Here is a 26,991-nt window from a genome sequence, read left to right as displayed (position 1 = left end):
CATGTCTGAAACAGCCTCAAAGGCGCTCGGCGCTCCGGCCGAACCGGATCCGGGCCGCTGGAAAGCGCTCGTCTTCATCGCGCTGGCCCAGCTGATGGTCGTCCTGGACGCCACCATCGTGAACATCGCCCTGCCCTCCGCCCAGCAGGACCTGGGCATCTCCGACGGCAACCGGCAGTGGGTCGTCACGGCCTACGCGCTCGCCTTCGGCGGTCTGCTGCTGTTCGGCGGCCGGATAGCCGACCTGTGGGGCCGCAAGAAGGCCTTCGTGGTGGGCCTGGGCGGCTTCGCCGTGGCCTCGGCGCTTGGCGGTGCGGCCACCAACGAGGCGATGATGTTCGGCGCCCGCGCCCTCCAGGGTGCCTTCGGCGCCCTGCTCGCGCCCGCCGCGCTCTCCCTGCTCGCCGTGATGTTCACCGACGCCAAGGAGCGCGCCAAGGCGTTCGGCATCTACGGCGCGATCGCCGGTGGCGGCGGCGCCGTCGGTCTGATCCTGGGCGGCTTCCTCACCGAGTACCTGGACTGGCGCTGGACGTTCTTCGTGAACATCCCGTTCGCCATCGTCGCCGCGGCCGGCGCGTACTTCGTCATCCGTGAGCCGGAGGGCGGCCGCAACCGCTCCCCGCTCGACATCCCGGGCGTCGTCCTGTCCACCCTCGGCCTGGTCGCCCTCGTCTACGGCTTCACCCGCGCCGAGTCCGAGGGCTGGAGCGACTCCGTCACCATCGGCATGTTCGTGGCGTCCGCCGTCCTGCTCGCGACCTTCGTGATCGTCGAGTCCCGGGTGAAGGCCCCGCTGCTGCCGCTGCGCGTGATCACCGAGCGCAACCGCGGGGGCGTCTACCTCTCCCTCGGCCTCGCGATCATCGCGATGTTCGGCCTGTTCCTCTTCCTGACCTACTACCTCCAGATCGTGAAGGGGTACTCGCCGGTCAAGACCGGGTTCGCGTTCCTGCCGATGATCGTGGGCATGATCACGGGCTCCACCCAGATCGGCACCCGCCTGATGACCCGGGTGGCCCCGCGCCTGCTCATGGGCCCCGGCTTCCTGGTCGCCGCGCTCGGCATGCTGCTGCTGACCCGGCTGGAGATCGGCTCCTCGTACGCGGCCCTGCTGCTGCCGGCGATGCTGCTGCTCGGCCTGGGCATGGGTACGGCGTTCATGCCGGCCATGTCGCTGTCCACGCAGGGCGTCGAGCCGCGGGACGCCGGTGTCGCCTCCGCGATGGTCAACACCTCGCAGCAGGTGGGCGGCGCGATCGGTACGGCGCTGCTGAACACGATCGCCGCCTCGGCCACCACGTCCTACATCGCGGACCACATCGCCGGGGCCGGCAGCCGGTCCCAGCAGCAGCTGGTCCAGCTGGAGGGCATGGTCGAGGGCTACACGAGCGCCATCTGGTTCGCCGTCGGCATCCTGGTCGTGGCCGCCGCGATCGCCCTGACCTTGGTCAACGCGGGCCGTCCGGGCAGCACCGCCGTCACCGGTTCCGGTTCCCGCGAGGGCGCGGCGGACGAGGTGCCGGTCCCGGTCGTCGCCCACTGACGGCCGTACCGGGAAAACCCCTTCGGGACCTTCCGTAGGTACGGGGAGGGGACGCCTCGTACCTACGGATTCCAGGACCTGCCCCGGCTCAGCGGAGCCAGGGCAGGTCCGCCCCGGCTTCGGCCGGCTGGAGTCCCTCGGCGATGATCCGCATGATCTCGCCGAGGGACTTCTGCTGTTCCGGGGTGAGCCGGTCGAATACCGCCTGCCGTACGGCCTCCACATGGCCCGGCGCGGTCCGCCGCAGCACCTCGTAGCCCTCGTCCGTCAGCACGGCGAACTGGCCCCGCTTGTCGTCGGGGCAGTCCTCGCGGCGCACCCAGCCGTTCTTCTCCAGGCGCGCGATGGCGTGCGAGAGGCGGGAGCGGGTGATCTTCGCCAGCATGGCGAGCTCCGTCATCCGCAGCCGCCGCCGCGGCGCCTCGGCGAGCTTGACCAGAAGGCCGTAATAGACGTGCGGCATGCCCGCGTCGCGCTGGAGCTGACGGTCGAGGTGGTCGTCGAGGAGGGTGGTCCCCTCGATGAACGAGCGCCATACCAGCTGTTCGTCGTCGGTGAGCCAGCGCGGTTCCGGAGGCTCTGCCACAGAGCCCGGGGTCGGTGCGGATGCGGGTGCCTTCATGTCTTCCACTCTACGTGGCCCCTCCTTGAACTTTAAACAAATGCCCCGTACAGTTTTGTTAGGGAACCATGTTTTGGAAGGAGCCGCAGCATGTCCGCCGCCACCCAGGAGCGCATGCCCGCTCTGTACCTGAGCCACGGCGCCCCGCCGCTGGCGGACGACCCGCTCTGGCCCGGTGAACTGGCCGCCTGGGCGGCCGGCCTGCCACGCCCCCGGGCGATCCTGATCGTCTCCGCCCACTGGGAGGAGGCCCCGCTCGCCCTCGGCGCCACGGAGACCGTCCCGCTCGTCTACGACTTCTGGGGCTTCCCCGAGCACTACTACCGGGTGACCTACGAGGCCCCCGGCGCACCGGAGCTCGCCGAGTCGGTACGGAAGCTCCTGCGCGCCCCCGGGATTCCCGTCCAGGACGTCCCCGACCGCGGCCTCGACCACGGCGCGTACGTCCCGCTGGTCGAGATGTACCCGGAGGCGGACATCCCGGTCCTCCAGGTGTCCATGCCGACGCTCGACCCGGTCCGGCTCATGGAGATCGGCCGCAGGCTCGCCCCGCTGCGGGACGAGGGCGTGCTCATCGTCGGCTCCGGCTTCTTCACCCACAACCTGGCCGCGCTCCGGCAGGGCGGCACCCCCGCCTGGTCGGCGGAGTTCGACGACTGGGGCCGGCGGGCGCTGGAGGCGCGGGACGTGGACGCCCTGCTGGACTTCACCCGCAAGTCGCCCGCGGGGCGGCTGGCGCACCCGCGCACCGAGCACTTCGCCCCGCTGTTCGTGACCATGGGCGCGGCCGACGCCGCCGGTGAGCTGGACGCGCAGAAGTCGGTGATCGACGGCTTCTGGATGGGACTGGCGAAGCGGTCGGTGCAGTTCGGCTGAGGCCGGGCGCGGGTCCGGGACCGACCCGGGGTCCTAGGTGAGGTCCTTCTCGTACCAGGCCACGTCCCAGTAGCGGCCGAACTTGCGGCCGACCTCCCGGTACGTGCCGACGTACCGGAAGCCGAAGCGCTCGTGCAGCCGCGCCGACGCCTCGTTCGGCTGCGCGATGCCCGCGTAGGCGCGGTGCAGGTCCTCCCCGGACAAGGCCTCGAAGAGGGCCTTGTACAGGAGGGTGCCGACGCCGCGGCGGCCGGCGTCCGGGGCGACGTACACCGTCGTCTCCACGGAGGTCACGTAGGCGGGCTTCGCCCGGAAGGGGCTGGACGTGGCGTAGCCCAGAATCTCCTGTGAGTGCGCATCCGTGGCAACCATCAGGCGGTACGGCCCGTCTACAGGGTGGGAGAGCAGCCAAGGGCGGCGCTCTTCCGGAGTGAAGATCGCGGTATCGAATGTGATCGCCGTCTCACGTACGTAGTGGTTGTAGAGGGCCGTGAGGGCTTCGAGGTCGGCCTCGACTCCCGGTCTGACCTGCACCTCTGTACGTTCCGTCGGCACCGCGCCTCCTTATCGGGCCCGACAGGGTACTGCATGATCCGAAAAATTGGAGGACAGGTTGGGAATTCTGTCCTGATTCCAGTCGTTGTTTCCATCGGATGCAGGGCACCCGAGGAGAGTCCGGAGAGTCCCGGAGACGGAGTCCAGCGTCCGAAGGACCACCCGCTGACCTCACCATCGCAAGGGAGCACGCATGGCAACCCGTGCCGTCGCCCGTCGTCAGTCCGCCACCGGCGAGACGGCCGACGCGGCAAGCAGTGTTCGCGCCCATGGCGGCGAGATCGCCGATCGCGACCTGGTCGGCATGTACCTCGACGAGATCGCGCGTACACCGCTGCTCGACGCCGCCAAGGAAGTCGAGCTGTCCCAGGTCATCGAAGCGGGTGTGTTCGCGCGGCAGGTCCTCGACGGGTACGAGGAGACCAAGGCGGACGCCACCCGTGAGGAGCTCGAAGCCCTGGTCGCCGACGCGGAGCGGGCCAAGGACGTCTTCATCCGCTCCAACCTGCGCCTGGTCGTCGCCGTCGCCCGCCGCTACCCCCGCAGCGGGCTGCCCCTGCTGGACCTGATCCAGGAGGGCAACGCCGGCCTGGTGCGCGCGGTCGAGAAGTTCGACTACCGCAAGGGCTTCAAGTTCTCCACGTACGCGACGTGGTGGATCCGCCAGGCCATCACCCGCTCCATAGCCGACCAGTCCCGTACGATCCGTCTGCCCGTCCACCTCGTGGAGGAGCTTGGCCGGATCCGGCGGGTGCAGCGCGAGTTCAACCGCGAGCACGGGCGCGACCCGGAGCCCGCGGAGATCGCCGCCGAGCTCGGCTCGACGCCGGAGCGCGTCACCGACGTGCTCGACTGGGCCCGCGACCCGGTCTCGCTGAACATGTCGGTGGACGACGAGGGCGAGACCCAGTTCGGCGATCTCCTGGAGGACACCTCCGCGGTGTCGCCCGAGCAGTCGGTGCTCACGCTGCTGCGCAGCGAGGAGCTCGACGACCTCATCGGCCGTCTCGACCAGCGCACGGCCTCGATCATCAAGATGCGCTACGGCATCGAGGACGGCCGGGAGCGCACGCTGACCGAGGTCGGCAAGGAGCACGGCCTGACCCGCGAGCGCATCCGGCAGATCGAGAAGCACGCGCTGCTGGAGCTGAAGAAGCTGGCCCGCAGCACGGGGTTCGACGCGGCGGCGTGACGCCGGTGCGGTGTTCGCCGGTGCCGGCGCTCGCCGAGGGGCGTCCCGGAGCCCGGGCGTACGGCTCGTGCCACAGCCCATGGGGTGTTGCCCCAGTGCCTGTGGGTGACGGACGATGTGCGCCCGGGGGCCCCGCGTACGCCGGGTGGCGAAAGACCGCGCAAACATGGCGATGTAACGCCGCTTCAACCCGCGGGGCACCGGGAACAAGACTTCCGGGCCCACCAGTTCGGGCCGGGGCCCCGCCCCTGGCCCCCCAGAACCAAGAACCAAGTCCCGTCGCACTCCCCCCGGCGCCGGGACTCTCCCAAAGCCGGGCTTCGGCGCCCCTCCCCCCGGGTGCCGGGGCCCGGCTCTCTGTGTGCGCGGGGAACCCGCCTCTTCGCCGGGCGGGTAAGTGAAGAGCGGGTCACCCCGTACCTGAACCACGGGGTGGCCCGCCAGATGGCAGATTGTGTCACATGGGCATAGCCTGCCGAGCGTGAGCAGCACCACCCCGACCCCTCCTCAGGCCTCGCTGACCGAGCGGCGGAAGGCCGAGACGCGCATGGCGATCGCCCGGGCCGCGGCCGGCCTCTTCGTACGGCACGGCCTGCGCTCCACCCGCGCGGAGGACATCGCCCAAGCCGCCGGCATCGCCCCGCGCACGTTCTACCGGTACTTCGCCACCAAGGAGGAGGCCGTCGCCCCGCTCTACGCGGCCGGCGCCCAGCGCTGGGCCGAGGCGGTACGCGCCGCCCCCGCCGACGTGAGCGTCCTCCGGGCCCTGGAGCACGGCGTGCGGCACACCCTCACTCCGGGCGCCGGCGTCTCGGCGTCCTCCTGGGAGTGGGTCCGCACGCTCCTGCGCCTCGCCGAGGCGAACCCGTCCCTGCGCAGGGTGTGGGCGGAGGTGTGCCAGGCGTCGGAACGGACGTTGGGGGAGGTCCTGGCGGAACGGGGGACCAGGACCGGGACCGCGGCCGGTGACGACAACGTTGCCGCCGCCCCCGAGCCGCGCTTCACCGCAGCCGTCGCGAGCGCCGCCGTACGCACGGCCCTGGAGGGCTGGGCGGAGGGGGACGGCCCGGTGCAGGGCCCGGGCAGCCCGGCGGAACTCGCGCTGCGGAATCTGAGGGCGTTGCGGGACTTTCCGTGGGAGGCCTGACGGAGCTGGCTAGTGGCCCAGAGCCGGATACCTACTCCGTACCCGCACCCGCGCCCGTACCCGCACCCGCAGCCGCCGCCCTGCTCAACCGCGCCCCCAGCTCCCGTACCGCCCGCACGAGTTCTTCCGGCTCGCGGACCGTGAAGTCGCACTCCAGCATCGCCAGCCGGAACGCCACCCACTGCACGGCGTCCCCGACGGACCCGCGCAGCCGGCAGCTGCCGGCGTCCAACGGCTCGGGCGTGCCGAGCCACTTCGGCAGCCGGGCGGCGACGAAGTCGGCCGGCGCGGCGAACGTGACCTCGAAGTCGTAGGACTCCTGCTGCCGTTGCATCGACTGCCGCAGGAACTCCGCCGCGTTCCCCGTCGGCAGCTCGCGCGGCACGAACCGCGCTCCCGTGGCGAACGGTTCGCTCACGCGGTCGACGCGGAACGTGCGCCAGTCGTCCCGGTCGATGTCGTACGCCACCAGGTACCAGCGGCGGCCCGTGGACACCAGCCGGTACGGCTCCGTCAGGCGCCGCGACTCGGTGCCGTCGGCCGCCCGGTAGGCGAACCGCAGCCGCTCGTGCCCGGCCGCCGTGGAGGCCATGACGGTCAGGGTCTCCGGCGCGATGCTCGGCCCGTCTCCGCTGGTCAGGGGAGTGGTCGCGGCCTGGAGTGTGGTCACGCGGTGCCGCAGCCGGCCCGGCAGCACCTGCTCCAGCTTGGCCAGCGCCCGCACCGACGCCTCGTCCAGGCCCTCCACCGCGTGCCCCGCTCCGGCGCGCAGCCCGACCGCGATGGCCACGGCCTCCTCGTCGTCGAGCACGAGCGGCGGCAGGGCCTTGCCGGCGACCAGCCGGTAGCCGCCGTCGGCACCCTTGCTCGCCTGCACGGGATAGCCCAGCTCGCGCAGCCGGTCGATGTCCCGCCGGACCGTGCGGCGGGAGACCCCGAGCCGGCCGGCGAGCTCGCCGCCGGGCCATTCGCGGGGCGTCTGGAGGAGGGAGAGGAGCGTCAGCAGCCGTGCCGGTGTGTCCGTCGTCATACCGACGAGGATGCCGCACCAATAGGACACGATCTGACCTAATAGCCCTCTACCTTCTCTCCATGACCTCCACCGAGACCCCTCTCAGCACCGCGGGCGGGACCGACCGCCGTCGCTGGTTCGCCCTCGCGATCGTGATGACCGCGGCCTTCATGGACCTCGTCGACGTGACGATCGTCAACATCGCCATACCGTCGATCCAGCGGGAGTCGGGTGCGTCCTTCGGCCAGATCCAGTGGATCACCGCCGGATACGCCCTGGCCTTCGCCGCCGGGCTGATCACCGGCGGACGGCTCGGTGACATCCACGGCCGCAAGCGGATCTTCCTCGTCGGCATCGGCGGCTTCACCCTCGCCTCCGCACTGTGCGGCCTCGCCGTGAACCCGGAGATGCTGGTCGCCTCGCGGTTCCTGCAGGGCGCCATGGCGGCGCTGATGGTGCCGCAGGTGCTGTCGATCGTGCACGCGACCTTCCCGGCGCACGAGCGGGGCAAGGTGTTCGGCCTGTTCGGCGCGGTCGTCGGGCTCGGGGCCGTGTCCGGTCCGCTGCTCGGCGCGCTGCTGACCGAGTGGAACGTGTTCGGGTGGGAGTGGCGCTCGATCTTCCTGATCAACCTGCCCGTCGGCGTCGCGGGCCTGATCCTCGGCAGCCGTTTCATCACCGAGTCCAAGGCGCCGCGGGCCCTGAAGCTGGACCTCGTGGGTGTCGCGCTCGTGACGCTGGGCCTGCTGATGCTGCTCTACCCGCTCATCCGCGGCCGCGAGCTGGGCTGGCCGGTGTGGGGGTACGTCTCGATGGCCGGCTCGCTCGTCGTCCTGGCGGCGCTGGTGGCGTACGAGCGGCGCAAGAGCGCACGGGACGGCTCCCCGCTGGTCGAGCTGTCGCTGTTCCGGGTCAAGAGCTTCGCGGCCGGGATCGCCGTCCAGACCGTCTTCGGGGTCGCGCTCGGCGTGTTCTTCCTGGTGTGGACGCTGTACATGCAGATGGGCCTGGGCTGGAGCGCGCTGAAGGCCGGGCTGACCGGGGTGCCGTTCTCGATCGCCGTGTCCGTGGCCGCCGGGATGTCGGTGCAGCAGCTGGTCCCGCGCTTCGGACGCAAGGTGCTCCAGGCGGGCGCGCTGGTGATGGCGGCCGGAGTGCTGCTCTACCTCTGGGAGTCCGGGCACTACGGGCTGGACATCGAGCCCTGGCAGATGGCGCTGCCGCTGGTCGTGATGGGTGTGGGCATGGGCCTGATCGTCGCTCCGCTGACCGACGCGATCCTCTCCGAGGTGCCGCGTGAGCACTCCGGTTCGGCCTCCGGCCTGCTCAACACCGTGCAGCAGATGGGCAACGCGCTGGGGCTGGGCCTGGTGTCGGTCGTCTTCTTCGGCACGATCGGCGACCGGCTGCGCCCGGAACAGGTGGGCCCGGCCTTCGCGGACGCCTTCCGGAACTCGCTGGGGTGGGTGGCCGCGGTGATGGGTGTGATCTTCCTGCTGATGTTCGCCCTGCCGAAGCGGCCGGCGCAGCACGTCGAGGGGGAGCAGGCGGCGGCGACGGAGCCGAAGGAAGCGGCGCTGGTCCCCTGATCACGTCTGCTCCCTCGTCTCCCTCCTCGGAGGACGGGCTCGGCACATGCGTGCCGAGCCCGTTTCCATTTCCGATCATGCCCGATTGGGTCCGAACCTGTTTACTTCGCGGAAATCTCGGCGTAGCCTCCCGCTGAAACCACACGTTCGGGCATAAGGCGGAGGCGAACAGACATGTACGCACCGGAGCGGCAGCAGGAGATCCTCCGGCTCGCCCGTGACGGCGGCCGAGTGGATGTCGTGTCGCTGGCCGAGGAGTTCCAGGTGACGGCGGAGACCATCCGCCGCGATCTGAAGGCCCTCGACCGCGCCGGACTGGTCCGCCGGGTGCACGGCGGCGCCATCCCGGCCGGGCGGCTCGACTTCGAGCCGGACCTCGCCGAGCGCGAGACGACGGCCCCCGACGAGAAGGACCGCATCGCCAAGGCGGCCCTCGCGGAACTGCCGACCGAGGGCACGATGATCCTCGACGCCGGTACGACGGTGGCCAAGGTGGCCGCGGCCCTCCCCCTGGAGTCCGCCCTCACCGTCGTCACGCACAGCCTGCCCATCGCGGCCCGCCTCGCCGACCACCCCGGCATCCAGCTCCACCTCGTCGGCGGTCGCGTACGGCACCGCACCCGCGCCGCCGTGGACGCCTGGGCGCTGCGCGCGTACGGCGAGATCCGCGCCGACGTGCTGTTCGTGGCCGCCAACGGCTTCTCCGCCGAACACGGCCTGACCACCCCCGACCTCGCCGAGGCCGCCGTCAAGCGCGCGGCCCTGGCCGCCGCCCGCCGCGTGGTGCTGCTCGCCGACTCCTCCAAGCACGGCCAGGAGCACTTCGCCCGCTTCGGCGACCTGAGCGACGTGGACCTGCTGATCACCGACAGCGGGCTGAGCCCCGAAGACGCCGTCGCGATCGAGCGCGGCGGCACGGAAGTAGTGCGCGCATGATCCTCACCGTCACCCCCAACCCGTCCCTGGACCGCACCTACGAGGTGCCGTCCCTCGACCGCGGCGAGGTCATCCGCGCCACCGGCGAGCGGATGGACCCGGGCGGCAAGGGCGTGAACGTCTCGCGCGCGGTCGCCGCGGCCGGTCAGCGCACCGTGGCGGTTCTGCCCCTGGGCGGTGCGCCGGGCGCGCTCGTCGCCGACCTGCTCGACACGCAGGGCATCGAGGTCGCGCCGGTCCCGGTCGCCGGCGCCACCCGCTCCAACATCGCCCTCGCCGAGGCCGACGGCGTCCTGACGAAGATCAACGCGCCGGGGCCCGAACTGTCCGAGGCCGAGTGCGAACTGCTCCTGGAGACCGTACGGCAGCAGTCCCGCGACGCCGCCTGGATCGCCTGCTGCGGCAGCCTCCCGCGCGGCCTCGCCCCCTCCTGGTACGCCGACCTGGTCGCCCGCGCGCACGCCGCCGGTGCCCGGATCGCCCTGGACACCTCCGGGCCCGCGCTGCTCGCGGCCCTGCGTGAGCGGCCCGACGTGGTCAAGCCCAACGCCGAGGAGCTCGCGGAGGCCGTCGGCCGCTCCCTCGCCACCGTCGGTGACGCCGTGAAGGCGGCCGAGGAGCTGCGCGAGATGGGCGCCCGGGCCGTCCTCGCGAGCCTCGGCGCCGACGGGCAGCTGCTGGTCTCCGGTGAGGGCGCCTGGTTCGGCAGCGCCCGCGTGGACGCCGTACGCAGCAACGTGGGCGCCGGTGACTCCTCCCTCGCCGGTTTCCTGATCGCCGGCGGCAGCGGCCCCGAAGCCCTCGCCTCCGCGGTCGCCCACGGCGCGGCGGCCGTCCAGCTGCCCGGCAGTGTCATGCCCGGGCCCGGCGACCTGGACCCGGCCGCGGTGACGGTCACGGCCCGGATCCCGGCGGACCGCGCGCTGAAGGAGCCGGTGTCATGACGTACGAGGAGCAGCGCGGACCGACCCGCGAGCGGCAGACCTCCCCGTTACGGCCCGCCTCCGACCCCGTCACCCCCCACCGCATCCCCGTCCCCTCCCCCGCCCATTCGACTGACCGGGCGATACGCGTGCTAAGGAGCCCGCGATGAGCGACATGATCACCGCGGACCTGGTCGATCTCGACCTGTCCGCCGACACCAAGGAAGCGGCGGCGCGTGCCCTCGCCGAGCGCATGGTGGCCCTGGGCCGGGTGACCGACCTCGACGGTTTCCTCGCCGACGTGGCCGCCCGCGAGGCGCAGATGCCGACCGGCCTCGACGGCGGCATCGGCATCCCGCACTGCCGCAGCGAGCACGTCACCGAGCCGACGCTCGCCTTCGGGCGCAGCTCCGACGGCATCGACTTCGGCGCGGCCGACGGTCCCGCCGACCTGATCTTCCTGATCGCCGCGCCGGCCGGCGCCGACGACGCCCATCTGACGATCCTGTCGTCGCTGGCCCGGCAGCTGATGAACACGGAGTTCACCGACGCCCTGCGTGCGGTGGGCGACGCGACGGCCGCCGCCGCGCTGATCCGCGGTGACGAGCCCGGCGAGCCCGCCGAGGCCGCCTCCGAAGACCCCGTGGCGTCGGCGGGAGCGGCCTCTCCCGCCGCCGCCACGGTCACCGACGACGACAACGACGACACGGCTGCGGGCGAGGAGCGCCCGTTCCGCATCGTCGCCGTCACTTCCTGCCCCACCGGCATCGCCCACACCTACATGGCGGCCGAGTCGCTGGAGAACGCCGGCCGTGAGGCGGGCGTCGAGGTCACCGTCGAACCCCAGGGCTCGGCCGGCTTCACCCGGGTCGACCCGTCGGTCATCGCCGCGGCGGACGCCGTGATCTTCGCCCATGACGTGCCCGTACGGGAGAAGGAACGCTTCGCCGGCAAGCCGACCGTCGACGTCGGTGTGAAGGCGGGCATCAACCGCCCCGCGGAACTCATCGCCGAGGTCCGCGAGAAGGCCGCCCGCGGCGAGGTCACCTCCGGGTCCGCCCCGTCCACTCCGGTGGAGCGCTCCGGCGACGCCGGCGAGGGCTACGGCACCAAGCTGCGCAAGTGGCTGATGTCCGGCGTCAGTTACATGGTGCCGTTCGTCGCGGCGGGCGGTCTGCTGATCGCCCTCGGCTTCGCGATCGGCGGCTACAAGGTCGACAAGGCCCCGTCGGTGATGGACCACTTCATGTGGGCGCAGGCCGACAGCTGGGCGGCCCTGCTCTTCCAGATCGGCGGCGTCGCCTTCGGCTTCCTCGTCCCGGTCCTGGCCGGCTACATCGCCTACGGCATGGCCGACCGGCCCGGTCTCGTCCCCGGCTTCGTCGGCGGCTCGATCGCCCTGACCATCAACGCCGGCTTCCTCGGCGGTCTCGCGGCCGGTCTCATCGCCGGTGGCGTGGTCATCGCGATCCAGAAGGTGAACATCCCGACGGCGCTGCGCGGCATCATGCCGGTGGTGGTGATCCCGCTGATCTCCTCGGCGATCGTCGGGTTCCTGATGTTCGTCGTCATCGGCAAGCCCATCGCCGAGGCCCAGAAGGGCATGACCGACTGGCTGAACGGCCTGTCCGGCAGCAACGCCATCCTGCTCGGCGCCCTCCTCGGCCTGATGATGTGCTTCGACCTCGGCGGCCCTGTCAACAAGGTCGCCTACACCTTCGCCACCGCCGGTATCGCGGTGTCCAGCCCCAGCGACTCCGCGATGAAGATCATGGCGGCGGTCATGGCGGCCGGCATGGTGCCTCCGCTGGCGATGGCCCTCGCCACGACCGTGCGCGGCAAGCTCTTCACGCAGACCGAGCGCGAGAACGGCAAGGCCGCCTGGGTGCTCGGCGCCTCCTTCATCTCCGAGGGCGCGATCCCCTTCGCCGCGGCCGACCCGCTGCGCGTCATCCCGGCCTCGATGGCGGGCGGCGCGATCACCGGCGCCCTGTCGATGGCCTTCGGCGCCACCCTGCGGGCCCCGCACGGCGGCATCTTCGTGGTCCCGCTGATCGGCAACCCGCTGCTCTACCTGGTCGCCATCGCCGCGGGCGTCTGCGTCACCACGGCCCTGGTGGTCGTCCTCAAGGGCATGCGCAAGCCGGCGGGCACCGCACCGGGCTCCGGCGGGGCGGCGGCCCAGTCGGCGGAGGCGAAGCAGCCGGTGGCGGCGTGACGCCCCCGCCCGAGGGTCCTGGGTTCGCCCCTTTCGGGGTGTGTGAACCGTTCACGGCACCTGCGAGATAGATCACGAAAATCACGGCCCGGGACCGAAGTCCCGGGCCGTGGTGTCTACTGGGGCGCATGCCCGAGCACGTCTCCCGATGGCCCGAAGGCCACCCTCTCCCCGCCCTCCCGCAACAGCGGCAGACGGGCCACCGGTCGGACTCCGTGGAACTGACCCGCGAGGAGAGAGACGCCTTCGCCGAGCTGGTGCGCCACCTCGGCGACCACGACTAGGGCGTGTCCGCAAAGTCCCGTCGTCCGCCCGGAGGACGGGCCCCGCGGCGTCCGGTGCGTGCTCTGGGGGTCCCCCCGGCCGAAGGCTGCGGGAGTGCCGGCCGGAAGCCCTCGTACTGGGCGTACTCGGGCTTTCGGGTCGGTGCGGCGAGTGGGGGCACCTCCCACGCCCTTAAGGCAGGGGGGAGCGTGCCGGGCGTCGCGGGGCAGGCGGGACTGTGCGGACACGGCCTAGGACAGCTGCGCCGCCCGCCGCTCCATCGCCTCGCGTGCCGCGTCCTCGCTGGCGTACACCTCGCACATGTGCCGCCCGTCCGGCGTCGCCGTGTGCTCCACCTCCCAGAGGGAGACCTCCGCGCCGTCGCGCAGCAGGAACGCGTGCTCGTAGAGCGAGTAACCCAGCCCCGCCCGGCCCGCGCGGCACGGGCGGCCGAAGGCCTGGGTGATCTGGTGACCGGACGCTGTGGCCAGCAGGGCCGCCGTGTCCGCGCCCGGCCGGTCCGCGTTCTCCGCGCGGCGCAGTAAACGCCGCGCGTGGTCCGCCGAGTCGTCCCCGGCGTACGCGTGCCGCGGCGCGGGGACCGGGGACAGCTGGACCGCCACCGGCAGCTCGAAGTCGGGTGTGTCGGGCGGCAGCGGCAGACGCGTGGTGGCGGCGCGCAGCTCCTCCTCGTCGACGTACACCTCGTGCTGCGGCTCGCTGCCCGGCGCCGTGTTGTGGACGAGCTCCCAGAGCGTGAGCGCGGAACCGTCGGCGAGCAGCCAGGTGTGCCGGTAGGTCTCCCGGTGCAGTCCCGCGCTGTGGTGCGCGGAGTGCAGCGAACCGTCGTGCGCCAGCGCGCAGTCCAGCCGCCTTATCGTCTCGTCAGGCAGCTCGAAGGAGTTCAGGGCGCGGCCGAGGAGTCGCGCGAGGTGCTCCTCCGGAGACTCGGGCGAGTCGTGGGGTTCGTACGCTGCCGTCTCGTACGGAACGCTCAAGGTTTCTCCCGGCGTTGCTGCATGTCACCTTGTGGGTGCATACCGTAGCCCCTCGGTCGGACATCATGTCCGGGAACCGAGAAAACGTACGTCCAGGAAAACGCCCGGGCCGCGCGAAAAGTTCCCGCGCGGCCCGGCCGGTCCGTCAAAAACCCCAGTTCGTACGATCGTTCAGCCGCTCACGAGGCGCTGCCCGCGACCCACTGGCTCCAGTCCATGTTCCAGCCGTTGAGCCCGTTGTCCGGCGACACCGTCTTGTCGGGCGAGTTCTTGACGATCACCACGTCACCGATGAGCGAGTTGTCGTAGAACCACTTGGCGGGCGTGTTGCCCCCGGCGCCCTGGACGTCCGCCAGGCCGACGCAGCCATGGCTGGTGCCCTGGCGGCCGAAGGGTGGATTGCCCTTGTTGTACCAGTAGTTGCCGTGGATGAACGTGCCGGACGTCGTCAGGCGCATCGCGTGCGGCACGTCCGGGATGTCGTACTCCCCGCCGAGCCCGACCGTCCGGCTGTTCATCCGGGTCTGCACGAACTTCTCGGAGATCACCATCTGCCCGTTGTACGTGGTGTGCTCCGGGCTGCCCGCCGAGATCGGGACCGTCTTGATGGTCTTGCCGTCCCGCACGACCGTCATCGTCTGCGTGTTGACGTCGACCGTGGAGACCTGCGAGCGCCCGACGGTGAAGGTGACCGTCTTCTTCTGCACGCCGTAGACGCCGTTCGTGCCCTCGACGCCGTCCAGGTCGATCTTCATCGTGACCTTGGAGCCGGCCTTCCAGTACTCCTCGGGCCGGAAGTCGAGCCGCTGCGCGCCGAACCAGTGCCCGACGACCTTCTGCCCGCTGCTGGACGTGACCGTGATGTGCGACTGCACGTCCTTGCGGTTCGTGATCGCCTTGTCGAAGGTGAACGACACCGGCATGCCCACACCGACCGTGGTGCCGTTGTCCGGCGTGTACGTCCCGATGAAGCTGTTCGCCGAGGTGACCGTCGTGAAGATGGAGTTCGCGGCGGCCGTACGGCCCTTCGTGTCCTTCGCGGTAGCCGATATCTGGTACTTCGTGCCGCGCTCCAGCTGCTCCTTCGGCTTCCAGACCTTGCCGTCGGAGGAGATCGAGCCCGGCACGGCCTGACCGCCGCCCGCCACCGTCATCTTCACGTCGGTCAGCTTCCCGTCGCTGACCTTCACGCCGGTCGAGTTGATGGAGGCGTCGGTCGAACCGTCCTTCGCCGAGATGGCGATCTTCGCGACGGACGTCTTCGCCGAGTCGCCGCCACCCTTGGCGTCGTCCTTGGCATTGGCGCTGCCACCGCAGGCGGTGAGCGTCAGGGCGCCGACCATCAGGGCGGCACATGCCCCCAGTTTGCGCCGCGCTGCAATGTCCGGCGTTGTCACGGGCTGCTCCCAGTTCATGTGATGTGCGTGGTCCGCTCCAGTACGTGGGAGAAGAGGGGCGGTGCGGCCGGTCGGGTTGCGTCCGTGCGCCATGAGCGACATCACCGTTACAGGGCCGGGACAATGTCCGGTGTCGCCGCCCGGTGTCGCTGTGGAGCCGCTGTGCTGTGCCCGTCCGTTCAGCGGCCCCCGTACAACTCCCCGTACGACGGCCACGCCCCGCCCGGACCGTCGACCGGCTCCGCGGCGCGCACGGCCCGTACGATCGCCCGGGTCACGACGTCCGCGCCCGCGGCGAGGATCTCGTTGAGGGCGAGCGGGTTCGCGGCGTCCAGGGCGCGGTCCCCGGTCGCCAGCGCGAACACCGTGTCCCCGTCGTTGAGAAGGTGCACCGGCCGCACCGCGCGGGCGATGCCGTCGTGTGCCGTACCGGCCAGCTTCTGCGCCTGCGCCTTCGACAGGTCCGCGTCCGTGGCGACCACCGCCAGTGTGGTGTTGAGTGGCGGAGCCGAGCTTCTCGCGGCCGTCTCGGCGAGGCGCCGCCGCGCGGCCTCGTGCACCCGCGCCTCCGGGTACTCCACCCGCCCCTGGAACAACTCCCCGTACAGCACCCCCGTCTCCGGATCCAGCACCGACCCCGCCGCGTTGGCCACCACCAGCGCGGCCACCGTGATCCCCGAGCCGAGCACGGTGCTCGCGCCGCCGACCCCGCCCTTCACGACCCCGACCACCGCCCCTGTGCCGGCGCCCACGCATCCCTCGGGCACCGGTGCGCCGGGCTCGCTCGCCGCGGCCGCCTCGACCGCCGCACGCCCGGTGGCCGCGCCAGGCCGGGCCCGGAAGTCGCCGCCCCGCCCCAGGTCGAAGACACAGGCGGCGGGCACCACCGGCACGACATGCGCCGGATCCGCCCCGACCCGGATCCCACGCCCCTGTTCCTCCAGCCAGGCCATCACCCCCGACGCCGCGTCGAGCCCGTACGCGCTGCCGCCGGTCAGCACGATCGCCTCGACCTTCCGCACCACGTTGCGCGGGTCCAGCGCGTCCGTCTCCTTGGTGCCGGGGCCACCGCCCCGCACGTCCACGGCGGCCACCGCCCCGCCCTCCGGGGCCAGCACCACCGTGGTGCCGGTGAGCCAGCCGTCACCGGCACGGGTCGCGTGCCCCACCCGCAGGCCGGAGACATCCGTCAGAGCGTCCACCAGAGCGTCAAACGTCATGCCGCCCAGTGTTGTCCAGATGCAGGCCCTCGCGGGGGTACCCAGGCGGTCGGTCCCCGTCGGCGCCCGGTCACCCGGTCGGCGTCGTCTGCCCGTCGGCCCCGGCGGCCCGAGCGGCCCGGGCCGCCCTGCGCAGGGCCAGGGTCTCTCCCGCCACCACCGACAGCGCGCAGACCACGCCCGCCGTCAGCACCGCCCAGTCGCCGAGGAACGTGCAGCAGATCACCAGCAGTGCCGTCGTCGGCAGCACCAGCTGCTGGGCGATGCCCGACTTGAAGTGGCGCGAGTGCAGGGCCCACAAGGTCAGCAGGTACAGGGCCGTCGGCAGGGTCACGGCGGCCGACGCCGCCAGCGTGGAGATGTGCGCCTTGCCGACCGTCTGCTCCACCGCCACCTCCAGTCCTGCGCCGATCGCGGCCGCCGAGGCGAAGACCAGATAGTGGCCGTAGCCCCACAGGAACGCCTGCCGGTTGGACCGCAGATGGCTGTGGATGGGCACGACGAAGTAGACCCACCACGCGGCGAAGATGATCAGAAGCCCGCCCGCTGCGATGGGGAGGAGCTCGCCCAGGGCGTCGTTCTCGTCGACGCCCGACTTCACGGCGACCGTGGCCGCGGCGATCGTCTCGCCGAGCACGATGATGGTGAACAGCCCGTACCGCTCCGCGATATGGCGCGGATGCCAGGACGTGGGACGGTCCTTCTCCGCCAGCGGCGGCACGCACATCTCCAGCAGCGCCATCACCAGGAACCACCAGGGTCGGGCCCCCTCGGGCAGGAACAGCAGCCCCAGCCAGCCGACCTGGCACGCCAGCACGCCACCGGCGTAGCGCAGAGCCGTCGTCCGCTCCGGGCCCTCGCCGGCGCGGGCCGCCCGCAGCCACTGCGCCGCCAGGGCGAGCCGCATGATCAGGTAGCCCAGCCAGACCACGAAGAACTCGTGCTCCCCGAACGCCCGGGAGACCCCGGCCGCGAGGACCAGCACACCGGCGATCTGCACCAGCGTGACGACCCGGTAGAGCACATCGTCGTTGTCGTACGCCGAGGCGAACCACGTGAAGTTCATCCACGCCCACCACAGGGCGAAGAACACCATCGCGTAGTCGAGGATCCCCTCGCCCGCATGCCCCTCGGCGACGGCGTGCACCAGCTCGATGCCCGCCTGGGCCACCGCCACGACGAAGCACAGATCGAAGAAGAGCTCCAGCGGCGAGGCGGACCGGTGCGCCTCGTCCCGGCCACGGGCCGTGAGCCTGCGCAGCGGCCCCCGGTCGCCGGGCATGCCGGAGGGGCCGGGCGCAGGGGAGGGGACGGGCGGGGGAGCGGAGCTGGACGTCATGGTTCCCAGCACAACAGAAGAAGCGGGGAATTTCACCGCGACCTTCTCCGCGACCGTACCCTGGACGCATGAGCACCGCCCCCGATCCCGAGCCGCGCGCGCCGAAGCCCGCGCTGGTCTTCGACGACCCGCTCGACCAGCAGTCCTCCGACGACACCGACCGAGGCTGGGGCGAGCGCTCCGACACCGGTGGCGCAGCGGCCGACCTCAAGCGCTTCCTCGACGAGAAGCCGCCCCACCACCTCTGAGCCGCCCGGGCGGCCGTCCGTAGCGCTCCTGCCGGCGTTACTGCCGGTCGTGCCCGGAGCCGCGCTGTGCGACCAGCGCGTCCCGGATCTCCTTCAGCACCTCCAGCTCGGTCACCTCGATGACCTCCTGGGTGCCCTCCTTCGCCTTGCGGCGGGCCTCCAGCCGGGCCAGGTACTTCGCCATCGGCAGGACCATCAGGAAGTAGACGACCGCCGCGGTGATCACGAAGCTCAGCGCGGCGCCGAGGACGGAACCCCACAGGATCCGGATGCCCTGCTCGCCCTCGCAGGTCGAGCTCAGACATGAGCTGTAGTGGTCGAGGTTCTTGGTCCCGATGGCCCCGACTACGGGATTGATGATCCCCTTCACCACGGCGTTGACGATGTTGGTGAAGGCGGCGCCGATCACCACCGCCACGGCCAGATCGACGACGTTCCCGCGCATCAGGAAGGCCTTGAAGCCCTCCCAGACGCTCGGATCCTTCTTCTCGCTCACCTCGGGGTCTCTCCTCGCACGAGCAGCTTGCGGAACAAAACGCTCCGCAACCTACGTCAACGATGCTCCGAACGGAGCACCTGGGTCCGTCGAACGAGCGACTTGACGAGACCAGGGACGTCACCACAGGGTCACCGCCAACCGCGCGGTGGTGCTCGCACCGGCCAGCCGGGCCGCCGTGGCACGCGGCACCGACAGCACGACCAGCGCCCCTGTGTCGCTCGCGCCCTCCAGCGGCTCCGGCACCTTCGTCACCCGGGCCCCGCGCGCGACCACCCGGGCATCGCCGCCCGACACCGTCTCCTCGGCGGCGATCACGTCGACCCGGTCGCCGGGCCGCAGCAGCCGCACGGTGGCCGCGTCGGCGATCCGGACCGGGGCCGTCACCGCCCCCACGGCGCGACGCGTGCGCACCGGCTGCTCCCCGGACACCGCGGCCGCGTGCGCGGGCGGCTGGGCCCGGGGGTGCCCACGGGCCCCGTCGGCACCCCGCGGTCCCGCCGCCACGAGCGCGGTCGCGGTGACCGCGAGCCCCACGGCCAGGGCACGCCACCGGTTGCGCACGAGCCGGCCGGCCCGGCCGCGTACCCGTACGGGGTCGAACCGCGGTACCTCACGGGTCGCCGGCACCTCGGGGCCCGGCGGGCCTGCGGCAGCAGACCAAGAAGGCAGGGTCGGGAACGAGGAAGACGGAGCGAGGGACATGGGGAACCACCACCTGTGACGAGCGACCGGCTGGCGCTCCCCACGATGAGGCTTCGCGGCGCAGCCCGCTCAGCCCTGTGGACCTACCGCCGCCCTGTGGACAACTCCCTCACCCGAACGGCAAGTTCCGCCCATGGCAACGTCTGCCTACGGCAACGCGAACCCCGGATCCATCCCGCCCAGCGCGTTCACGCACAGACAGCCCCGCTTGTCCTCCTCCGGCAGCCCCGCCACGGCGTCGAACAGCACGCCCCGCAGCCGGTCCACGTTCGCCGCGAACACCCTCAGCACCTCGTCGTGCGAGACGCCCTCGCCGGTCTCGGCGCCGGCGTCGAGGTCGGTGACCAGGGTCAGGGACGTGTAGCAGAGCTCCAGCTCACGGGCGAGCGCCGCCTCGGGGTGGCCGGTCATGCCCACCACCGACCAGCCCTGCGCCTGGTGCCACAACGATTCGGCACGGGTCGAGAAGCGCGGCCCCTCGATGACGACCAGCGTGCCCCCGTCCACCGGCTCCCAGTCACGACCGCGCGCCGCCTTCAGCGCCACGGCCCGCCCGGCGGGGCAGTAGGGATCGGCCAGCGACGCGTGCACCACGTTCGGCACCGTTCCGTCGGGCAGCGGCAGCCCGTCGAAGTACGTGTTCGCGCGGGACTTTGTCCGGTCGACCAGCTGGTCCGGCACCAGCAGCGTGCCCGGCCCGTACTCGGGACGCAGACCGCCCACCGCGCAGGGGGCGAGCACCTGGCGCACGCCGACCGACCGCAGCGCCCACAGGTTGGCCCGGTAGTTGATCCGGTGCGGCGGCAGGTGGTGGCCGCGCCCGTGCCGGGGCAGGAAGGCGACGCGCCGGCCGGCGATCTCACCGAGGAAGAGGGAGTCGCTGGGCGGCCCGTACGGAGTGTCGACCTGGACCTCGGTCACATCGTCGAGGAAGGAGTAGAACCCGGAGCCGCCGATGACGCCGATCCCGGCGTCCCCCTTGTTCGCCACGTTCGCCTTGTTCGCCATGCCCGCACCCTAACCGCAGGCGGAAACGCCGAGGACCCTGTGGCCGAAAGGCGACAGGGTCCCGTAAGAAACAGGCCTCGAGAAGCCTCGAGAAGCAGGCCTTACGCGGCGGTGCTGCTGCTGGTGGAGCTGCCGGTGCTCGACGACGAGGTCGAACCGGAGCTGGAACCGGAGTCCGAGGACGACGACGAGGAGCTCGACGACTTCGACGCCGGGGCGCTGCTCGACGAGGAGCCGCGGCTGTCGTTCCGGTAGAAGCCGGAGCCCTTGAAGACAATGCCGACCGCCGAGAACACCTTCTTCAGGCGGCCCTTGCAGCTGGGGCACTCGGTGAGGGCGTCGTCGGTGAACTTCTGCACCGCCTCGAGGCCCTCGCCGCACTCGGTGCACTGGTACTGGTAGGTGGGCACTGTCTTCCTCCTGGCACTCTCACTCGATGAGTGCTAACGACGATCCATCTTGACGTATTCCGGCCGATCAGTCCACTGCCACCGGCACGCGGTGACCCACGCCACGCGCGACGGTGCGCCCCTGGGCGCGTCCCGCCAGCCGGGAACGCAGGGCCAGGAGGGTCGTCAGGGCGAGCACGGTACCGCCCATCGGCACCAGGAAACCGGAACCGTCCCAGAAGCGGTCCTCCAGTTGTCCGGCCACCGTGACGGCGGCCGCCTGGCCGAGCGCCACCGCGCCGGTCAGCCAGGTGAAGGCCTCGGTGCGGGCACCGGCCGGGACCAGCCCCTCGACCAGGGTGTAGCCGGTGATCAGGGCGGGCGCGATGCACACGCCGACCAGCAGGCCGAGCCCGGCGAGGACGGGCACCGAGTGGGCGGCCCACAGGCCCGACGCGGTCAGCGCGAGCGCCGCGTAGCCGACGACGAGGCGCCGCTGCGGGGCCACCTTCCAGGCGATCGCGCCGCAGACCACGCCGGAGAGCATGTTGCCCGCGGCGAAGACCCCGTAGAGGACGCCGTTGAGGCCCGGTTCGCCGATCGACTCGGTGAACGCGGCCAGCGAGACCTGCATCCCCCCGAAGACGGACCCGATGCCCAGGAACGTGACGATCAGCACGCGCACCCCGGGGATCCGCAGCGCGGACGCGTGCTCCACGCGCGCGTGGCCGCTGCCGCCTCCGACCGAGGGCTGGGTGCTCTTCTGCGCGGCGAACAGCAGACCGCCGATCAGGGTCAGCGAGGCCTCCGTGACCAGCCCGGCGGCCGGGTCGACGGCCGTGCACAGGGCGGTGGCCAGCAGCGGGCCGACGACGAAGGTCAGTTCGTCCGTGACGGACTCGAAGGCCGCCGCGGTGGTCATGAGCGGCGAGTCCTTGAGCTTCACGCCCCAGCGGGCCCGCACCATGGGCCCGACCTGCGGCACCGAGGCGCCGGTCGGGACGGCCGCCGCGAACAGCGCCCACAAGGGGGCGTCCGTCAGCGCCAGTGCCGTCAGCGTCAGCCCGGACAGCGCGTGCAGCAGCACGCCGGGGACCAGCACGGCCCGCTGCCCGTGACGGTCGGCGAGGCGGCCGCTGTAGGGCGCGAACAGGGCCATGGAGACACCGGTGACGGCCGCGGCGGCGCCCGCCGCACCGTACGAGCCGGTGGTGTGCTGCACCAGCAGCACGATGGAGATGGTCAGCATCGCGAACGGCTGGCGCGCCGCGAAGCCGGGGAGCAGGAAGGTCCAGGCGCCGCGGGTGCGCAGCAGCCGGCCGTATCCCGGGCGGGCGGAAGCCGTCGAGTTCTTCGAGGTCGTCGACTCCTTCGAGGTCGTCGAGTTCTTCGACTTCTTCGAGGTGACCGTGGACGCCACGGCCCGTGCCTTTCTGCCGCCTGGTAGCGCGGGCCCGTGAACGGGCGGCGCCGAGAGCTGTCCTCTTGCGCGGAACTGCGGTAGATGCCGGGGCCCGGTGAGGAGGGGTGACCCGACCGCCATACGGTCGCGCCAGCTCTGCGTCAGGCAGAGTTGGTTCGATCTTGGGGTGATGCCTTCATCGTACAGGCGCCTGGGGTGACCTGCCTGTGAAAAAGAGCACTGCGGGCGCGACCGCCTGTGAAATCAGGAGCATGAACGGCGCAAAACCATCCCTACCGACTCGCCTACCGACCCGCCCCGTCCGTCCCGAGCCACCCGGCCAGCTTGCCGCCGTGGCCCACCGCGCGCAGCCGGCGCTCCGTGGCGTCCCGGACGGGGTCCGTGGCCACGACGAGCAGCTCGTCCCCGCGTTGCAGCACCGTCGTAGGAAGCGGAACGAACGATTCTGACTCGCGCACGACGAGCGTCACGGCGGCACCGGGCGGCAGCCGCAGCTCGGCGACCTCCACGCCGTGCATCTTCGACCCCTCGGGAATCGCCACGGACAGCAGATGCCCGCGCAGCCGCTCCAGCGGGGCCGACTCGATGCCGAGGTCGGCGGCCTCCGAACCGTCGCCCAGATGCAGCTTGCGGGCCAGCCACGGCAGCGTCGGACCCTGCACCAGGGTGTAGACGACGACCAGGATGAAGACGATGTTGAAGATCCGGCGGCTCGCCTCGACGCCCTCCACCATGGGGATGGTCGCCAGGATGATGGGCACCGCCCCGCGCAGCCCCGCCCAGGACATGAGGGCCTGTTCCTGCCAGGGGACCCGGAAGGGCCGCAGGGAGACCAGCACGCTCAGCGGGCGCGCCACCATGGTCAGAACCAGCCCGATGGCGAGCGCGGGCACGATGTCGTCGCCCAGCTCGTGCGGGGTGACCAGCAGTCCGAGCAGGACGAACATGCCGATCTGGGCCATCCAGCCCAGCCCGTCGGCGAAGCCGCGCGTGGCCGGCCAGTGCGGCAGCCGCGCGTTGCCCATCATCATCGCGGCGAGGTACACGGCGAGGAATCCGCTGCCGTGGGCCAGCGCGCCCGCCGCGTACGCCACCACGGCGATGGCCATGACGGCGATCGGGTAGAGGCCGGAGGCGGGCAGCGCCACGTGCCGCAGCCCCCAGGAGCCGAGCCAGCCCACCGCGAGGCCGATGGCCGCGCCGATGGCCAGCTCCAGCAGGATCACGCCCAGCAGCACGTACCAGTGCTCGACCGGGCCCGCCGTGGACAGCGAGACCACGAGGATGACCACCGGGGCGTCGTTGAAGCCGGACTCCGCCTCCAAGGTGCCCGTCACGCGCGCGGGGAGGGGGATTTTCCGCAGCACGGAGAACACGGCCGCCGCGTCGGTCGAGGAGACGACCGCCCCGATGATGAGCGCCTGCCGCCACTCCAGCCCGATCAGGTAGTGCGCGGCCGACGCCGTCACCCCGACACTCACCGCGACGCCGACCAGGGCCAGTGCCGTGGCGGCCGGCAGGGCCGGCTTGATCTCCTTCCACTTCGTGCCCAGACCGCCCTCGGCCAGGATCACGACCAGGGCCGCGTATCCGATGACCTGGGTCAGTTCGGCGTTGTCGAAGTGGATGTCGCCGATGCCGTCCTGGCCCATGGCGACGCCGATCCCCAGATACACGAGCAGGCTGGGGAGCCCGCTGCGCGAGGAGATCCGTACCGCTGCGACGGCGACGAGCAGGACGAGCGAGCAGACGAGCAGGAGCTGGTTGAGGTGGTGAACAGTCAGCGGCCGAATCCTTCCCTGGCCCACCCGCACACGCGTGTGGGCTCACGTACATCGCACATGACGCTGTGGCGCATCGCGCCAACTACTTCGTTACCTTACCTAACTCTTGACGATTTCTTGACACTTCCGGGGGTGGGATCGAACGCTCGTCCGGGCTGGTTCCCGACTCCGCGTCAAGGGGCGCAAAGCCCTGCGCCTATCGTTGCTCCAGCGCTCAGTTAAAAGCACAGCCGAACCTGCCGCTCGACTTAGGACAGCAAGGACAGCGATGCCCCCGAACACCACCGCCTCCACGGGTCAGCAGCCCGGCAAGTCCGGCAGGAGAAAGGGGCGCAAAGCACGTCTGATCGTGCTCGTCCTGGTGCTGGCACTGATCGGAGGCCTCGCCTTCGGGGCGTACTGGTCCATCAGCACCGTCCGGGCCTCCTTCCCGCAGACCAAGGGCTCCCTCACGCTCAAGGGCCTCTCGGGACCCGTCGAGGTCAAACGGGACGGCTACGGCATCCCGCAGATCTACGCCTCCTCCGACGCGGACCTGTTCATGGCCCAGGGCTACGTCCAGGCACAGGACCGGTTCTACGAGATGGACGTCCGCCGCCACATGGCCGCCGGCCGGCTGTCGGAGATGTTCGGCAAGAGCCAGGTCGACAACGACGAGTTCCTGCGCACGCTCGGCTGGGAGCGGGTCGCCAAGCAGGAGTACGACACCAAGCTGTCGGCTTCCACGAAGAAGTACCTCCAGGCCTACGCCGAGGGGGTCAACTCCTACCTCCAGGGCAAGGACGGCAAGGACATCTCCCTGGAGTACGCGGCGCTCGGTTTCACCAACGACTACAAGCCGCAGAAGTGGACCCCGGTCGACTCGGTCTCCTGGCTGAAGGCGATGGCCTGGGACCTGCGCAGCAACATGCAGGACGAGATCGACCGCGCCCTGCTGACCAGCCGCCTCGGTCCGAAGCAGATCGCCGAGCTGTACCCGCAGTACCCGTACAGCCGGAACAAGGCGATCGTCCAGGACGGCCAGTACGACGAGCTGACGGGCGCGTTCGAACAGGGCGGCACGGGCGGCACCGGCACGGGCGCCGGCACAGGAACTGGCACGGGCACAGGCACAGGCGGAACCGGCGGCACCGCCGCGGGTACGGCGGGCACGGCTTCCGGCACCTCGAACCTGGACAGCCAGCTCACCGGCCTCAGCGACGCCCTGAGCGACCTCCCGCCGGCCGTCGGCGTGAACGGCGACGGCATCGGCTCCAACTCCTGGGTCGTCAGCGGGAAGCACACGATCACCGGCAAGCCGCTGCTGGCCAACGACCCGCACCTGTCGCCCTCGCTGCCGTCCGTCTGGTACCAGATGGGCCTGCACTGCCGCAGCGTCTCCAGCGCGTGCCAGTACGACGTCAGCGGCTACACCTTCGCCGGCATGCCGGGGGTGATAATCGGTCACAACCAGGACATCGCCTGGGGCATGACCAACTCCGGCGTCGACGTCACGGACCTCTACCTGGAGAAGATCACCGGCGACGGCTACCTGTACGACGGCAAGGTCAAGCCCTTCGAGACGCGCGAGGAGACCATCAAGGTCGCCGGCGGCTCGCCCAGGAAGATCGTCGTCCGCGAGACCAACAACGGGCCCCTGCTGTCCGACCGGGCCAAGGAACTCGTGAAGGTCGGCAAGAAGGCCACCGTCGACACCGCCGCACCCGACAGAGGCGACGGCTACGGCGTCGCCCTGCGCTGGACCGCGCTTCAGCCGGGCACCAGCATGGACGCCGTCTTCGCCATGGACCGGGCGAAGAACTGGACCGACTTCCGCAAGGCCGCCGCCCTGTTCGACGTGCCCTCGCAGAACCTGATCTACGCGGACACCGAGGACCACATCGGCTACACGCTGCCCGGCAGGATCCCCAAGCGCTCCCAGGACGACGACGGCTCCGTCCCGGCGCCCGGCTGGGACCCCAAGTACCGCTGGACCGGTTACATCCAGCAGGACGAGCTGCCGTACGAGTACAACCCGGAGCGCGGCTACATCGTCACCGCCAACCAGGCCGTGATCGACCCGGACAAGTACCCCTACACGCTCACCGAGGACTGGGGCTACGGCACGCGCAGCCAGCGGATCACCGACCTGATCCAGTCGAAGATCAAGGACGGCGGCAAGATCTCCACGGACGACATGCGCCAGATGCAGCTGGACAACAGCAGCGAGATCGCCCGGCTGCTGGTGCCCACGCTGCTCAAGATCGACACCAAGAACAAGGACGTCCGCGAGGCGCAGAAGCTGCTGGAGGGCTGGGACTACACCCAGGACACCGACTCGGCGGCCGCCGCCTACTTCAACGCGGTCTGGCGCAACATCCTCAAGCTCGCCTTCGGCAACAAGCTGCCCAAGGAGCTGCGGGTCAAGGGCCAGTGCCTGTGGGTGAAGCCGGTCAACACCACCGGGCCCGCCGACGAGACGGAGGACGTCCGCGAGTGCGGCGAGCGCGACCCCGACCAGGCGCAGCCCGACGGCGGCGACCGCTGGTTCGAGGTGGTCCGCAAGCTGATGGACCAGCCGGACAGCGACTGGTGGAAGACGCCCAAGGCGGGCACCCGCCCCGGCGCCGTCAACCGCGACCAGCTGTTCAGGCGCGCGATGATCGACGCCCGCTGGGAGCTGACCGCCAAGCTCGGCAAGGACATCGACACCTGGACCTGGGGCCGGCTGCACCGCCTGTTCCTGAAGAACCAGACCCTCGGCACCGAGGGCCCCGGATTCGTCCAGTACGCCCTCAACCGCGGCCCGTGGGAGCTCAGCGGCGGCGAGGCCACGGTCAACGCGACCGGCTGGAACGCGGCCGGCGGCTACGGCGTGGTGTGGGTGCCGTCCATGCGGATGGTCGTGAACCTCGGCGACCTCGACAAGTCCCGCTGGATCAACCTCAGCGGCGCCTCCGGGCACGCCTACAGCGCCCACTACGTCGACCAGACGGACAAGTGGGCCGACGGCGAACTGCTCCCGTGGTCCTTCTCGGACAGGGCGGTCGAGGACGGCACGGCCGACAAGCTGGTGCTCAAGCCGTGAGCCGCTGACAGGCGGAAACCGAAAGCGGCCCTCCACG

24 protein-coding genes are annotated in these 26,991 nt (G+C 71.2%); 11 read left to right on the top strand and 13 right to left on the bottom strand.

Translation table 11 applies throughout. The features are described from left to right. Nucleotide 1 precedes the first annotated feature (1 nt). Nucleotides 2-1,546: an MFS transporter gene (locus tag ABZ192_RS23615; protein WP_356926431.1), complete on the top strand. Its 1,545-nt coding sequence runs from the start codon at nt 2-4 to the stop codon at nt 1,544-1,546. 88 nt (nt 1,547-1,634) lie between these two features. Here the strand turns inward: ABZ192_RS23615 and ABZ192_RS23610 are convergent, their stop codons facing one another. After that, the gene (locus ABZ192_RS23610; protein WP_356926430.1) at nt 1,635-2,168 is read right to left on the bottom strand and encodes a MarR family transcriptional regulator; all 534 of its coding nucleotides are present in this window, start codon (nt 2,166-2,168) and stop codon (nt 1,635-1,637) included. 90 nt (nt 2,169-2,258) lie between these two features. On the opposite strand from ABZ192_RS23610, the gene ABZ192_RS23605 reads away from it, so the two are divergent. Next, nucleotides 2,259-3,044 carry a class III extradiol ring-cleavage dioxygenase gene (locus ABZ192_RS23605; protein WP_356926429.1) on the top strand — a complete coding sequence of 262 codons (786 nt, stop codon included), beginning with the start codon at nt 2,259-2,261 and terminating at the stop codon, nt 3,042-3,044. Nucleotides 3,045-3,077: 33 nt separating this feature from the next. Here the strand turns inward: ABZ192_RS23605 and ABZ192_RS23600 are convergent, their stop codons facing one another. Then, on the bottom strand, nt 3,078-3,599 hold the full coding sequence (locus ABZ192_RS23600) for an N-acetyltransferase family protein (RefSeq protein WP_356926428.1): 522 nt from the start codon (nt 3,597-3,599) through the stop codon (nt 3,078-3,080). Between the two features lie 193 nt (nt 3,600-3,792). On the opposite strand from ABZ192_RS23600, the gene ABZ192_RS23595 reads away from it, so the two are divergent. Together ABZ192_RS23595 and ABZ192_RS23590 are read left to right on the top strand one after the other, a co-directional pair. Further along, entirely contained in the window at nt 3,793-4,791 is a 999-nt protein-coding gene (locus ABZ192_RS23595; RefSeq protein WP_010035431.1) for a sigma-70 family RNA polymerase sigma factor, read from the top strand. 547 nt (nt 4,792-5,338) lie between these two features. After that, the gene (locus tag ABZ192_RS23590; protein ID WP_356926453.1) at nt 5,339-5,938 is read left to right on the top strand and encodes a TetR family transcriptional regulator; all 600 of its coding nucleotides are present in this window, start codon (nt 5,339-5,341) and stop codon (nt 5,936-5,938) included. 31 nt (nt 5,939-5,969) lie between these two features. On the opposite strand, the gene ABZ192_RS23585 is transcribed toward ABZ192_RS23590, so the two are convergent. Next, nucleotides 5,970-6,968, bottom strand: a complete 999-nt coding sequence (locus ABZ192_RS23585; protein ID WP_356926427.1) for a YafY family protein — start codon at nt 6,966-6,968, stop codon at nt 5,970-5,972. Nucleotides 6,969-7,030: 62 nt separating this feature from the next. On the opposite strand from ABZ192_RS23585, the gene ABZ192_RS23580 reads away from it, so the two are divergent. From ABZ192_RS23580 to ABZ192_RS23560, 5 genes are all read left to right on the top strand, one after another. Further along, the gene (locus ABZ192_RS23580; protein ID WP_356926426.1) at nt 7,031-8,539 is read left to right on the top strand and encodes an MFS transporter; all 1,509 of its coding nucleotides are present in this window, start codon (nt 7,031-7,033) and stop codon (nt 8,537-8,539) included. A gap of 174 nt (nt 8,540-8,713) precedes the next feature. Beyond that, nucleotides 8,714-9,475 carry a DeoR/GlpR family DNA-binding transcription regulator gene (locus ABZ192_RS23575; RefSeq protein WP_356926425.1) on the top strand — a complete coding sequence of 254 codons (762 nt, stop codon included), beginning with the start codon at nt 8,714-8,716 and terminating at the stop codon, nt 9,473-9,475. Beyond that, the gene (gene pfkB, locus ABZ192_RS23570) at nt 9,472-10,419 is read left to right on the top strand and encodes a 1-phosphofructokinase (protein ID WP_356926424.1); all 948 of its coding nucleotides are present in this window, start codon (nt 9,472-9,474) and stop codon (nt 10,417-10,419) included. The genes ABZ192_RS23575 and pfkB overlap by 4 nt, the downstream gene beginning before the upstream one ends. Nucleotides 10,420-10,564: 145 nt before the next feature. Further along, nucleotides 10,565-12,616: a fructose-specific PTS transporter subunit EIIC gene (locus ABZ192_RS23565; protein ID WP_356926423.1), complete on the top strand. Its 2,052-nt coding sequence runs from the start codon at nt 10,565-10,567 to the stop codon at nt 12,614-12,616. A 128-nt stretch (nt 12,617-12,744) separates the two neighbouring features. Beyond that, nucleotides 12,745-12,900, top strand: a complete 156-nt coding sequence (locus tag ABZ192_RS23560; protein ID WP_356926422.1) for a hypothetical protein — start codon at nt 12,745-12,747, stop codon at nt 12,898-12,900. A 231-nt stretch (nt 12,901-13,131) separates the two neighbouring features. On the opposite strand, the gene ABZ192_RS23555 is transcribed toward ABZ192_RS23560, so the two are convergent. From ABZ192_RS23555 to ABZ192_RS23540, 4 genes are all read right to left on the bottom strand, one after another. After that, on the bottom strand, nt 13,132-13,878 hold the full coding sequence (locus tag ABZ192_RS23555) for a DUF6227 family protein (RefSeq protein ID WP_356926421.1): 747 nt from the start codon (nt 13,876-13,878) through the stop codon (nt 13,132-13,134). Between the two features lie 179 nt (nt 13,879-14,057). Further along, a complete protein-coding gene (locus tag ABZ192_RS23550) occupies nt 14,058-15,275 on the bottom strand; it encodes an Ig-like domain-containing protein (protein ID WP_356926420.1) in 1,218 nt (405 codons plus the stop codon). 179 nt (nt 15,276-15,454) lie between these two features. Continuing rightward, nucleotides 15,455-16,495 carry a P1 family peptidase gene (locus tag ABZ192_RS23545; RefSeq protein ID WP_356926419.1) on the bottom strand — a complete coding sequence of 347 codons (1,041 nt, stop codon included), beginning with the start codon at nt 16,493-16,495 and terminating at the stop codon, nt 15,455-15,457. A gap of 70 nt (nt 16,496-16,565) precedes the next feature. Next, entirely contained in the window at nt 16,566-17,834 is a 1,269-nt protein-coding gene (locus ABZ192_RS23540) for a low temperature requirement protein A (RefSeq protein ID WP_356926418.1), read from the bottom strand. A 68-nt stretch (nt 17,835-17,902) separates the two neighbouring features. Between ABZ192_RS23540 and ABZ192_RS23535 the strand changes: the two genes are divergently transcribed. Further along, a complete protein-coding gene (locus ABZ192_RS23535; protein ID WP_356926417.1) occupies nt 17,903-18,082 on the top strand; it encodes a hypothetical protein in 180 nt (59 codons plus the stop codon). Nucleotides 18,083-18,119: 37 nt separating this feature from the next. Here ABZ192_RS23535 and mscL read toward each other — a convergent pair whose 3' ends face one another. The 6 genes from mscL to ABZ192_RS23505 form a co-directional block, all read right to left on the bottom strand. Then, on the bottom strand, nt 18,120-18,578 hold the full coding sequence (gene mscL, locus ABZ192_RS23530; RefSeq protein ID WP_356926416.1) for a large conductance mechanosensitive channel protein MscL: 459 nt from the start codon (nt 18,576-18,578) through the stop codon (nt 18,120-18,122). A gap of 120 nt (nt 18,579-18,698) precedes the next feature. Further along, the gene (locus ABZ192_RS23525; RefSeq protein WP_356926415.1) at nt 18,699-19,283 is read right to left on the bottom strand and encodes a hypothetical protein; all 585 of its coding nucleotides are present in this window, start codon (nt 19,281-19,283) and stop codon (nt 18,699-18,701) included. 147 nt (nt 19,284-19,430) lie between these two features. Further along, a complete protein-coding gene (locus tag ABZ192_RS23520; protein WP_356926414.1) occupies nt 19,431-20,291 on the bottom strand; it encodes an S-methyl-5'-thioadenosine phosphorylase in 861 nt (286 codons plus the stop codon). Between the two features lie 101 nt (nt 20,292-20,392). After that, nucleotides 20,393-20,701: an FmdB family zinc ribbon protein gene (locus tag ABZ192_RS23515; RefSeq protein WP_356926413.1), complete on the bottom strand. Its 309-nt coding sequence runs from the start codon at nt 20,699-20,701 to the stop codon at nt 20,393-20,395. Nucleotides 20,702-20,768: 67 nt separating this feature from the next. Continuing rightward, nucleotides 20,769-22,100, bottom strand: a complete 1,332-nt coding sequence (locus tag ABZ192_RS23510; RefSeq protein ID WP_356926412.1) for an MFS transporter — start codon at nt 22,098-22,100, stop codon at nt 20,769-20,771. 287 nt (nt 22,101-22,387) lie between these two features. Continuing rightward, complete coding sequence (locus ABZ192_RS23505) at nt 22,388-23,917, bottom strand: potassium/proton antiporter (RefSeq protein WP_356926411.1); 1,530 nt, start codon at nt 23,915-23,917, stop codon at nt 22,388-22,390. Between the two features lie 238 nt (nt 23,918-24,155). On the opposite strand from ABZ192_RS23505, the gene ABZ192_RS23500 reads away from it, so the two are divergent. After that, the gene (locus ABZ192_RS23500; protein ID WP_356926410.1) at nt 24,156-26,954 is read left to right on the top strand and encodes a penicillin acylase family protein; all 2,799 of its coding nucleotides are present in this window, start codon (nt 24,156-24,158) and stop codon (nt 26,952-26,954) included. Nucleotides 26,955-26,991: the final 37 nt, after the last annotated feature.

It is taken from the genome of Streptomyces sp. NPDC006235, assembly GCF_040613735.1.
Classification (GTDB): Bacteria; Actinomycetota; Actinomycetes; order Streptomycetales; family Streptomycetaceae; genus Streptomyces.
The sequence above is the reverse complement of the archived record's forward strand: the minus strand, read 5'-3'. Positions and strand labels throughout refer to the sequence as shown.